Annotated in this window: 9 protein-coding genes; 1 reads left to right on the forward strand and 8 read right to left on the reverse strand. The window is 49.9% G+C overall.

Features of this window, described 5'->3' with window-relative positions:
- Positions 1-223: 223 nt before the first annotated feature.
- The 3 genes from LKD70_RS17650 to LKD70_RS17660 all read right to left on the reverse strand — a co-directional run bounded on the left by LKD70_RS17650 (position 224) and on the right by LKD70_RS17660 (position 2,276).
- On the reverse strand, positions 224-655 hold the full coding sequence (locus tag LKD70_RS17650) for a MarR family winged helix-turn-helix transcriptional regulator (protein ID WP_227709184.1): 432 nt from the start codon (positions 653-655) through the stop codon (positions 224-226).
- A gap of 188 nt (positions 656-843) precedes the next feature.
- The gene (locus LKD70_RS17655) at positions 844-1,410 is read right to left on the reverse strand and encodes a hypothetical protein (protein ID WP_227709185.1); all 567 of its coding nucleotides are present in this window, start codon (positions 1,408-1,410) and stop codon (positions 844-846) included.
- Positions 1,407-2,276, reverse strand: coding sequence for a protein-ADP-ribose hydrolase (locus LKD70_RS17660; RefSeq protein WP_227709186.1), 870 nt, complete (start codon positions 2,274-2,276; stop codon positions 1,407-1,409). Before LKD70_RS17660 ends, LKD70_RS17655 begins: the two co-directional genes overlap by 4 nt.
- A 400-nt stretch (positions 2,277-2,676) precedes the next feature.
- Between LKD70_RS17660 and LKD70_RS17665 the strand changes: the two genes are divergently transcribed.
- Positions 2,677-3,975, forward strand: a complete 1,299-nt coding sequence (locus tag LKD70_RS17665) for a putative ABC transporter permease (RefSeq protein WP_227709187.1) — start codon at positions 2,677-2,679, stop codon at positions 3,973-3,975.
- Here the strand turns inward: LKD70_RS17665 and LKD70_RS17670 are convergent.
- The 5 genes from LKD70_RS17670 to LKD70_RS17690 all read right to left on the reverse strand — a co-directional run bounded on the left by LKD70_RS17670 (position 3,899) and on the right by LKD70_RS17690 (position 10,959).
- Positions 3,899-5,518, reverse strand: coding sequence for an ABC transporter substrate-binding protein (locus tag LKD70_RS17670; protein ID WP_227709188.1), 1,620 nt, complete (start codon positions 5,516-5,518; stop codon positions 3,899-3,901). The genes LKD70_RS17665 and LKD70_RS17670 overlap by 77 nt on opposite strands.
- The gene (locus tag LKD70_RS17675) at positions 5,515-6,333 is read right to left on the reverse strand and encodes an ABC transporter permease (protein ID WP_227709189.1); all 819 of its coding nucleotides are present in this window, start codon (positions 6,331-6,333) and stop codon (positions 5,515-5,517) included. Before LKD70_RS17675 ends, LKD70_RS17670 begins: the two co-directional genes overlap by 4 nt.
- On the reverse strand, positions 6,330-7,127 hold the full coding sequence (locus tag LKD70_RS17680) for an ABC transporter permease (protein ID WP_227709190.1): 798 nt from the start codon (positions 7,125-7,127) through the stop codon (positions 6,330-6,332). The genes LKD70_RS17675 and LKD70_RS17680 overlap by 4 nt, the downstream gene beginning before the upstream one ends.
- 3 nt (positions 7,128-7,130) lie before the next feature.
- Positions 7,131-8,564, reverse strand: coding sequence for an ABC transporter ATP-binding protein (locus LKD70_RS17685; protein ID WP_227709191.1), 1,434 nt, complete (start codon positions 8,562-8,564; stop codon positions 7,131-7,133).
- Positions 8,565-8,685: 121 nt separating this feature from the next.
- On the reverse strand, positions 8,686-10,959 hold the full coding sequence (locus LKD70_RS17690) for a bifunctional diguanylate cyclase/phosphodiesterase (RefSeq protein WP_227709192.1): 2,274 nt from the start codon (positions 10,957-10,959) through the stop codon (positions 8,686-8,688).
- Between the last annotated feature and the right edge of the window lie 175 nt (positions 10,960-11,134).

Raw genomic sequence — 11,134 nt, forward strand, 5'->3', positions numbered from 1 at the left:
ATACTAATTTTTGAGTTTGGCTTGCGACACCATTCTCATTTTAGCATAGGAGGCTTTTTATTTATATCTTACACGCTCCTGCTTACTCCATTCTCCCCAGCATAGCTGGGGGATTAGACCTTTCATTTACAAATATTTTATTTTTAAACTATTTATGCAGAAAATAATGTCTGCAGACTGCATTGATATACACTGATGTTTCCCTTAAGACATCAAAAACAGCTCACAGAACTCTGTTGATGTTTTCGTTCATCCTCTGCGCAATGGAAACCAGGATCTCCCGCTCTTCTTCCGTCACCCCCTCCAGCGTAATCTCCCTGATTTTCCCGGATATCTTTTCAATCTGCCCGATAATGAGATCCGCCTCCTCTGTGAGATAGTTATGCGTGCATCTCCTGTCTTCCGTATCCTGCTCCATCCTGACGTAGCCTTTCTCCCGGAGCCGGCTCAGGGACTGAGAAATATGGCCTTTTGTAAACATATTAAGCCGCATGATGTCTTTCAAGGTGTTGTGCTCCCCCGCATGCCTCAGATAGAGCATCACCTGCATGTCGACCTTCTGCAGCCCGTACTTTGTTTCAACGGGCCTCATCTCTTTCTCAAGCAGTCTGCGAAACTGCATCCCATACAATAGTGTGTCCAGTGAATAATTCATTGCCTCTCCATCAGAATCTCTGTCCTGCTTTTCCGTTCAAAGGATAAATAGTTTAATTTTAAACAATTTATAAATAAATTATATTGCGCACATTTTCACCTGTCAAGCCGCGGATGAAGTTTATTTCTACACAGATGAAGTTTATTTCTGCTCGAGCTTTCTCAGAAACCTCACTTTTGTCCTGTCATTTACCTTCTCCAGACGGCCGTTTCTGTCGGCGGTATATTTTTCTGTTCCAGTTTGCCGGCAAACCGGTCCGCCACCCGTATTTCCTCCCGGCGGTTAACACTGCTCTTTTTCCAGCCTTTCTCTGTCAGTATGGAAAACCTCCCCTTCCAGTCCCCGCTTCTGAGTGCTCCGCAGAGTACTTCCGCCTTCACTTCATCGAGGATTCCACCCGGGCGGATATGCAGAAGGAGCGCAAACATCTCCTCCCTGCCTCCGGCGATCTCCGGAAGATACTGATAATCTTTCGTCTCTTTCAGCAGCCGGGATACCAGCTTTTCTGCGCCGCATGCCAGGGCAGTCTGCCACAGTATCTTTATATCATCCTCAACATCTGTATATTTTGCATACCGGTTCAGTATCTCACGCATAAACTGCTGCCCCGAAAGATGATCCGGGACAGACAGTATCTGTGCCGGAATACACTTTGTATATCTGACTGCAGCATCTGCCAGCTTTATGTCGCGCCGTGCAAGGACAGCCTGCATCACAGCTTTGGTCTCCTCATCTTCCATATGATTGACAATCACAAACTTAGATTTCTCATCTTTCTTTCATACAGCTCCCTGTCAGTCTCTTTGAATACATTAAAGATTACCCGGTCAAAATCACTTCCGTATCTGTCCAGAAAGCGAACGACTGCTGTCACAGCGATCTTCGCAGCTTCCTCATTGGGGAAATGAAATTCTCCGGTACTGATGCAGCAGAACGCCACAGAACGAATCCCATTCTCCCTGCAGCACTCAAGTACATTGCGGTAGCAGCTTTCCAGATCGTCCTTAAGCTTCTGGTTCAGACTGCCGTACACAATCGGCCCGACCGTATGAATCACATGCTCCGCCGGAAGATTATATCCTTTTGTAAGGACTGCCTGCCCGACCGGCTCCTCATACCGGGAGCCATACTGCATTTTCCGCCGGTTCATATAATGGCTGCACGCTTCCCTCAGCTCGATTCCCGCCGCGCTGTGAATGGCATTGTCGATGCACTTATGGCACGGGACGAAACATCCCAGCATCTGGGAGTTCGCTGCGTTTACGATCGCGCCGGCCTGAAGTCTTGTAATATCTCCCTGCCACACTGAGATCTTCTCTGCCGCCGGGTGAGTACATCCGTACTGCTCAGCTGCCGTCGGTATCTGATCCAGTGTCACGATTCCCTTTTCCCGGGCTTCCTCCTGAAGAAATTCATCCTGAATCCGGATCACATCCTCTTTCATCGGCCCGGGCATCCGGATATTCATAAGAGACCGAAGAGCCATTCTCTTCTCCTCATAGTCATCCCCTGTCTCAAGATCTCTGTACTGCACAGAGTCCTCCTTAAATTCTTCAAGAAGGGTATTCAGCTTCTCCTCCTGTTCTCTCTTCCGGGCAGTATTTTGAATTGTGTTTCTCATTGTCTTCTTCCTTTCCCTCTCACAGCCGGCGCATCCCGGCTGACACATCCCGGCCGATGCATTTCGCCCTGTATACTGACACGTATTCTATCGGTTTCTTTTCATATAGTCAGAATACCACCTCTTTATTGTAATGTCAATAGTTACAACAAAGACGGTTTTCCTTTCGCATTTTTGTGCATTTTCACGAATCATATATTTTCCACGGGCGTTCCCGCCCGATATTTTGTATTCACACGGTAATCCCGCTTTTCAGCGCAGGGCTTTCGCCCGAATTTCTTCTTCATTTTTGTATGTAGACGTTTTCCTTCTTCCTGTGGTATCATATTCCCTGTACATTAGTGTCAGTGTACAATGGGACAATACGGTCGCTGACACAACACCAAACGGAGGATAAAGTATGAACTATACCGGCACAGAACTTCTCTGGCTGTTTCTCATATACTCGTTTCTCGGCTGGGCCATCGAGGCCGCCGTAGGATCAGCCAAAAACCGAAAATTTGTCAACCGCGGATTCTCAACCGGCCCCTACTGTCTCGTCTACGGAGTGGCCGCTGTCCTGATGACAGTGACGCTGTCCGAGCTGAAAAGCAATCTTTTCTTCCTGTTCGTCTTCTGCGGGGTTCAGGCGACTGTGATCGAGTGGTTTACCGGAAAATTTCTGGAGCGTTTAAACCACAACAAATGGTGGGATTACTCGAATAAGAAGTTTAACTTTGACGGCTATATCTGCCTGCAGTACTCGCTTCTCTGGGCAGCGCTCGGTACGTTCTGTATCCATTTCGGAACCCCGGCTCTCGTCTTTGTCTTTGACCTGATTCCCGAACCGGTGCGCACCATCGTGCTCTGGGCAGCGTGCATCATCATTGCACTCGATGTGGGCACCTCGTTCCTCGCTGTCTTTCATCTCCGGAAAGATGCCCCGGACCCGATCGCGACCGGGCGGAAGTTTATCGACAGTCTGCGGAATTTTTTCCTGACAGGCATCGGATTCGTCGAGCGCCGTATGATCAAAGCCTATCCTGTCATTGAGCAGAAAGCGGAGCTTGCTTCCAAAGACGGACGGTTTGCGGAAGGCTGCGGATTTTACAAACTTGTCTGGCTTTACGTGATCGGCTGTCTTCTCGGAGATATCACAGAAACAATTTTCTGCCGGATCACTGCAGGTGAATGGATGAGCAGGAGCAGTCTCGTATGGGGCCCCTTCAGCATTGTATGGGGAATGGCAATTGTCCTGGCGACAGTTCTTCTCTACAAGGACCGTGAGAAGGCGGACCGGCACATTTTTATTGTAGGAACGCTTCTCGGCGGCGCCTATGAATATGCCTGCAGCGTGCTGACCGAGATCTTCTTCGGACGGGTTTTCTGGGACTACAGTAAGATTCCTTTTAACCTGGGCGGGCGCATCAACCTTCTGTACTGCTTTTTCTGGGGGATTGCCGCCGTCGTGTGGATTAAAGGCCTGTATCCGAAGTTTTCAGGCTGGATTGAGAAGATCCCGAAGGTGACCGGATATATTCTCACATGGATTCTTGTCGTGTTCATGGCCGCGGACATGCTTGTCTCCGCCGCCGCCCTGATCCGGTACGACGCCAGATCAAAAGGAGATAAAGCCGACAATGTCATCGAATACATCCTTGATGACCGCTTCGACGACGAGCGCATGGAGCGGATCTATCCGAATGCAATCGAGAAGTAATCACAATGCCTGCAAGCACGACCACCGCGGCACAGATGATCTTTGCCCAGTCAGCGGGCGTCAGGGACGCAATGTTAAAACAGCGCACATTCACCCACATCTGGTTGATTCTCTGATTGTTTTCCTGATCAAAATACTGCATGACCACCGCCCTCTCAAGCACATCCTGAGGCGGGTACTGGGCAAAGAGCTGCCGATCCGCCTGATCCGCTTCCGCGGTGATCATATAGCCGGGGTCCGAATTATCTCCGCTGAAGAAGAAGCCGACCGGATACTCAATCGTATCCTCCGCATCCTCTTCCGCCCCGTAGCACCAGTCCGCATAAGCATAGATGATGTCGCTCTCACCGCCGGCGATCACGGACGTATACCCGATGTAGTACATATTCCGCACTACATTGTCCGGTCTGGACATAAAGTTAATAAACGCTTCCGCCGCGTGCTGTTTTGCCGCGTCGCCTTCAATTCCGTCTTTTAGCATGACCCATCCGTCGAACCAGATGTTCGTGGACTCTTCCGGCACCGCATAGGCAAGGATATAGTCGTCGATCTCTGCCTGGTCGAGGGTGTAGACCGCATCGCCGGACCACTGATAGTTTACAAGCACCTTTCCTGTCACCATATCCGCCTTGCCGCTGTCAGACTCAAAAGAATACGCATTTTCTTTCATCAGTTTTAAGATCTCTTCCGCCGCGGATACTGTCCCCTCATCAGTCCGGTTCATAAGCTCCGCAATCCGCTCCAGCCGTTCTCCGGAATCCAGATCCTTCAGCTCCATGAGTTCCTCTTCATGCAGGATTCCGAGCGCCGCGAAGTAACTGTCGCGGACATTGTCCTTGATCGTCACCTGTCCTTTGTACTGCGGGTCCGCCAGAATCGCCCAGTGGGACGCATCCTCTCTGGAGATTTCCTCCGGGTTGTAGACAATTCCCGTAGTTCCCCACATGTATCCCGCCGCGTATCTGCTCCAGGGCTCTCCCTCGATCGTGTTTGTATCAAAGATATTTCTGATATAGTCCGAGACGCCCCGGATATAATAGTTTTCCTCTGTGTCTTCGTCAAAGAACTCCTCTGAAAGTGGCTGCAGCCTGTCCTCGGCAATCAGCTTCATGAACATGTATTCCGACGGACACACAAGATCAAAGTCGTTTCCGAGGGTGAGCTGGTTATAGAGATCTTCGTTGGAACCGAATGTGGAATACTCTACATTCACTTTAACACCGTATGTCTCCTCATACCACTGTTCAAAGTCTTCGATCATAGAGTTTTCCCCGAAAATAACGGTACTGTTCTCGTCTTCCAGATCGATGGCTTCCTCCTCGTCCCAGTCCCCTTCGTCAATATACTCTTCCCAGTTGGCAATCCGTAATGTCACCGCTTTCCGGGATGCTTCCGATGTCTGCGGTTCCTCTGATGCCTGAGATGCCGCTGACACGCTGGCTGCCGGCGCATCGGGCACCAGATCCGGCAATCCGAGCGACAGCGCCGCTGTCAGAAGAATGGCTGCCGGAAGTCTGAATCTTTCTCCCGCTCTCATACTCATACGCGCTCACCTCCCGGGATCTCCTGCTTTTTTGCCGTTTTGGAGGCTGTCACGTTCATAAGCACAACGACGAGAATCACGACGAGAAAAATCACCGTAGACAGAGCCCACAGCGCGGTCTTTATCTCTGTCTGCGCTCCTCTTGTGGCATTTACCACATATGTGCTTATTGTATCAAACGTAGCAGGTTTCGTGTACGTGGAGACAAAATAGTCGTCCAGAGACAATGTAACCGACAGCATAAAGCCCGAGACGATTCCCGGAATGATCTGCGGTATCACCACTTTGTACAGCGCCTGAAAAGGAGTTGCCCCCAGATCAAGAGCCGCCTCGTAAAGTCCGTTGTCCATCTGCTTTAATTTCGGCATGACAGCAAGATAAACAAACGGAGTACACAGTACCACATGTCCAATCACAAGCGGGATGAACGTATTTTTCTCAACTCCGAGTACAACGATCAGAAGGATGCAGATAGAAAACGCTGTCACCACATCCGCATTGACCACAGGAATCCGGTTCGCCGTCTCAATCATGGTTCTCGTCACCGGGCGGGAATAAAACGCGCCGACAGCCCCCAGTGTTCCGAGAACCGTGGCGATCAGCGCAGCCCCCAGCGCGAGAAGCACCGTGCCCGCAATCATATTTCTGAGCTCTTCGAGCGTAAACAGCGTCACATAGTTGTGCAGGGAAAACCCGCGGACTGCTCCGATGGTCGTCGAGTCCGTGAAGCTGTAAAACACGAGAATCAGCACCGGAATATACATAAACAGCGCGACAAGCGCAAGCCATGAATAGGACAGAATCTTTTTCATCATAATACCGCCCCCCTGTTCTCCGCCTCGTTGTGTTCCGTCCGTCCTGAAACGTAAGATACGATACAGATTCCCGCAAAAAGGATCAGCGAGATCATGGAGCCGTTGTTCCAGTCATAAATATTGAAATAACTTCCGATCAGCGAACCCATAATATAAGTGCTGTTGTATATCATATCCAGAATGACATAGTTCGTCATCGCCGGAAGGAACGTCATCGTAATTCCGCTTATAATCCCCGGCATGGAAAGCGGAAGCGTCACGCGGAAAAAGACAGACGCGGGCCCCGCGCCCAGATCCTGCGCCGCCTCCAGAAGGCTCTCATCCAGCTGGAGCAGCGTCGTATAGAGCGGAAGAATCATAAAAGGCAGGAAGTCGTATGTCATGCCGATCACCGTATTCAGAAACGGATGAAGGGAAAGGTTTCCCTCCAGCACAGTCAGAATCTCTTTGAGCGCAGTCAGTCTCAATGTAAAATTAATCCACATCGGCATGATAAAAAGCATCAGAAGAACCGGCCCTCTTTTAAACCCGCCGCGTGCCAGGACATACGCAACCGGGTAGGCAATCAGAAGACAGACTGCCGTCACCGCAGCGGCAACGGCAATGCTGTAGCAAAGCGTGCCGATCGTATTTCCGTTTGAAAAAAAGCTGAGCAGATTCGCCAGCGTAAACCTGCCGCTGCCGTCCGTGAACGCATAATACACGATCACCGCAAGGGGCAGCACTACAAAGCAGACCAGAAACAGGCCGTATGGTATACAGAGCTGTTTCCTGCTGAATCTGAATATTCCCATCACTTATCCCTGCTTTCTTTTCAGTATAATCTGATCACCGGGAATCATCAGGCTTACATGATCGCCCTCATTCCACAGATCATCCTCATCCAGTACAAAGTCCTCCTCGGTCGCGGTACGGACCGTATAATTATAGTGACTTCCCTTGTAGATAAAAGAAATAATATTTCCGGATGCCCTGTATTCCCGTTCCTCGTCGCTCATAGATACCGCTTTTACCGGCACCTCCACCGTCACTTCCAGTCCGGAAAGGCTGATCTCCTCCCCCTGGGCCGTAATCACGGATGCCTCGCCGCTCATGCGGGAATCCGGGTACAGCTGGGTCAGATCACATTCATATTCTCCTCCCGCGAAAGCGGCACGTCCTTCCTTCGTAATGAATCCGTCAAAGACGTTGACAAGAACTCCGGCCGGCATGACATGAATCCCGTCGGGATCGATTCTCATGCCGATCTCACTTCCGGTACGTGCGCTTTTCGTGCTCTGTATCACGACCTCATTGTCCCCGCACAATGCGGTAATCTCATAGTACATTCCCTTGAAGACAGCAGAGTCCACAATTCCCCTGAGCTGTCCGTCCTCCGGCGCTGTGACCTGGACATCCTCCGGTCTTACAACTACATCCACCCGGGTGTCTCTCGGCACATTGTCCACGCACGGGAACTTTGTGCCGCAGAACTCCACCGTCATGGAAGCTGCCATGCGTCCCTCAAAAATATTGCTCTCGCCGATAAAGTCCGCGACAAAAGCGTTCTTCGGTTCATTGTATATCTCCTCCGGCGTACCTGTCTGCTGGATCATGCCGTCCGACATAACTACAACTTTGTCGGACATGGTAAGCGCCTCCTCCTGGTCGTGAGTTACATAGATAAATGTAATTCCCAGGCGCTCATGCATGGACTTAAGCTCAAGCTGCATCTCCTTGCGCATCTTCAGATCCAGCGCTCCCAGCGGTTCATCCAGAAGCAGGATGTCCGGCTCGTTCACAATCGCTCTGGCAATGGCGATTCTCTGCTGCTGTCCGCCGGACAGAGTGGAGATCTTCCGTTTCTCAAACCCTTCCAGATCCACAACTTCCAGCACCCTTCTCACCTTTTCGCCGACCTCCTGCTTCGGAAGCCGTTTCAGGTTCAGCCCGAAAGCCACGTTGTCATAGACGTTCAGGTGCGGAAACAGCGCGTACCGCTGGAACACCGTATTGATCGGCCTTAAATTGGGCGGAATATGGCTGATGTCCTTTCCATTCAGAAGAATCTGCCCCTCTGTGGGAAACTCAAATCCCGCGATCATCCGGAGTGTCGTCGTCTTGCCGCACCCGGATGGTCCGAGAAAAGTGACAAATTCGCCTTTCCTGACAGTCAGATTAAAGTCCTCTACCACTACGGTATCGTCAAAACATTTCTTTATATTTTTAAGCTCAATGATATTTTCACTCATGGCCGCATTCTCCTTATACAAAACTGCATAATACCAACCTAATCCAGTGTAGGGTAAATGCAAAATTTTGTCAATAAATGTCCCCTTACTTCCCGTAAAAGTCCCGCGAAAGCTGCAATGCTTATAAATACTTCTCCGAAAACTCTTCAGCACTGATCGGCCTGCTGTAATAATAACCCTGGCCGAAGTCACAGCCGAGCGACCTTATAAACTCTTCGTTTTCCTTTGTCTCAACCCCTTCGGCAACGGTGGTGATTTTCAGCTTTTTCGTCAGTTCCACGATTTCTTTCATGATCGTCTTCTGCCGTTTGCTGTTCTCGTCTGACTCTGTCAGCCGCATAAGAAAGGCTCTGTCAAGCTTGAGTTCGTCAATCTTCAGAGAGGCGAGTGTGTTGAACGAGGAATAACCGCTGCCGAAATCATCCATAGAGACCCGGAAGCCAAGCGCTTTCAGACGGCTGATCTTTTCGTTCAGCTCGTCGATGTTTTCCAAAGCGAGTCCCTCCAGTATCTCCAGCGTGATCAGATCCGCCGGGATTTTGTATTTTTCGAGAAGGGCCTTCATGTTGTCAATATAGTCCGTCTCGTAGAAAAGCAGCTTGGACTGATTCACCGAGAGAGGAATCGGCTCTAAGCCTTCATCTATCCATTCCCGGATCTGCCGGCACACATTTTCTACCATATACATATCCAGATTGACGCAGAAGCCGTTGCTTTCAAACAGAGGGATAAACTGTCCCGGATAGATCACTCTCCCGTCATCCGGTATCCACCTGACCAGAGCCTCCGCCCCCTCGGTCTTTCCCGATGCAAGTCCGATCTTCGGCTGGAGATACATTTTGAATTCCCGGTTTTCAAGCGCCTGGTACATCCGGCTTTCCACATAGTTTTCAAGCTTTTCGTCCTCATGGAGCTGCAGATCATAAAACCAGATGCTGTTTTTCAGCGACTGCCTGGCAGTATCAAGCGCGAAGCGGACATGAGTCATGCTCTTCTGAACCGACGGCTCTCTGTCTTTTACCTCGCTTCCAATTACAACGCCGCAGTAGAGAAGAATCCGGTAGTTTCGGTTGCTGCTTATAGCATACTGGCTGATCTCCCGGATCATTTTCTCCAGTCTCGTCCGAATCACCTTTCTGTCCGTATCCCGAAGGAGAATGTAAAACATGTCTTCCCCGCTTCTGCAGTAGCACTCTCCCTTTTCCACGTTTTCTTCCACCACTTTTTTAATATGACAGAGAAGAAGATCTGCTTCGTGGACTCCGAATATCTCATTTATAAATTTAAACTGGCGCACATTCATGGCGACCATGCTGTATTCATCGGTCTCCTCGATAATCGCTCCGCTTTCATGCGTAAACCACGCAAGATTGTATGCTCCGGTCAGATCGTCGTAATATGCGCTTTGAATCAGACTGCGGTTGCTCAGATACACAAGCCGGTAACCGTAGATAATCATAAGCATGACAATGACAAGCACAACCATCGTGACAATCCGCATCGTCGTGACAATCTGATAAATAGTACTATTTACATCTTTCGCCACCTGAACACAGACAAGAAACCAGCCGTTTATCCGGAGCGGCTCCAGAAAGATCCTGTAATCTGTACCTTTTTCCCTGAACCCCTCAAAGCACTGCTCGCCGGCTGCGATCGCCTCTTTTATCTTTTCCTGTCCGTCCGGGTCTATCCCGCTGTCCGAAAAGATATTCTCCACCGGGTTCCCGTCAAGATCGATCTTCCCGTTTTCCGAGCTCACCAGAATCCGGCCGTCTTCGGATATCAGGTAGATATACCCTCTGCCGCTGAGCACGGATCTGTCATTCAGTATCCCTTCCAGCACATCCGTACTTATGCTTGCCGCCAGAGCGCCTGTCACCTCATTTCCGGAGAATACCGGCACCGCATAGGCACAGACCTCTTCTCCCGTGTCGGAATACTGATAAATATCTGATACAACCGTCTCTCCGTTCCATGCCGCTCTGACAGCTTCCATCATCGTCTCTTCCAGTGATTCCACGGGAACATCGGTCCGGATCTCGGAATCTGCCGTAGCGATAATATTATACCCCGATTTGCCCAGATATCCCAGTCTCTGAAAATTGTTGTCTTCCCGTGAAGCAAGAAGGCTTTCCGCAAAGCGCTCCGCATCCATCTCCTCAAAATCCACGAATGAGGCCAGTGTGTTCAATGTCTGAATATCCGCCTCAACCAGACGGCTTAAGCTGAGTCTGTATTTTTCTGTCTCAATCTCCATCTGCGCTGACAGACTCCTGCCGAGCGTGCTTCTCAGCCAGACGGACGCAGCGCTTCCCATGGCCAGTATCGCCAGACTGATTACAATCGCAACTGCTGTTATACGGTTCAGGCGCTTTCTCAGTGAACGTTCATCCATTCCTTTTTTCTCCCGTTTTCAACTGATCTCCCCACTTTGATTACACCGATATCATGATGTCGGGGTCAAAACATAGTGTTTTCTATGTTTGAATCTCCGCATGAACCTTGAAAATTTAATATTTTACAGTATATATACCATAAGAGGCTTCATGAACTGAGAATCATTAGTGCAC

This window comes from Ruminococcus turbiniformis, from assembly GCF_020687545.1.
Taxonomy (GTDB): Bacteria; Bacillota; Clostridia; order Lachnospirales; family Lachnospiraceae; genus Mediterraneibacter; species Mediterraneibacter turbiniformis.

Coding starts and splice junctions, on each gene's coding strand:
- LKD70_RS17650 (WP_227709184.1), bottom strand. CDS start 655: ATGAATTATTCACTGGACACACTATTGTATGGGATGCAGTTTCGCAGA.
- LKD70_RS17660 (WP_227709186.1), bottom strand. CDS start 2,276: ATGAGAAACACAATTCAAAATACTGCCCGGAAGAGAGAACAGGAGGAG.
- LKD70_RS17665 (WP_227709187.1), top strand. CDS start 2,677: ATGAACTATACCGGCACAGAACTTCTCTGGCTGTTTCTCATATACTCG.
- LKD70_RS17670 (WP_227709188.1), bottom strand. CDS start 5,518: ATGAGTATGAGAGCGGGAGAAAGATTCAGACTTCCGGCAGCCATTCTT.
- LKD70_RS17675 (WP_227709189.1), bottom strand. CDS start 6,333: ATGATGAAAAAGATTCTGTCCTATTCATGGCTTGCGCTTGTCGCGCTG.
- LKD70_RS17680 (WP_227709190.1), bottom strand. CDS start 7,127: ATGGGAATATTCAGATTCAGCAGGAAACAGCTCTGTATACCATACGGC.
- LKD70_RS17685 (WP_227709191.1), bottom strand. CDS start 8,564: ATGAGTGAAAATATCATTGAGCTTAAAAATATAAAGAAATGTTTTGAC.
- LKD70_RS17690 (WP_227709192.1), bottom strand. CDS start 10,959: ATGGATGAACGTTCACTGAGAAAGCGCCTGAACCGTATAACAGCAGTT.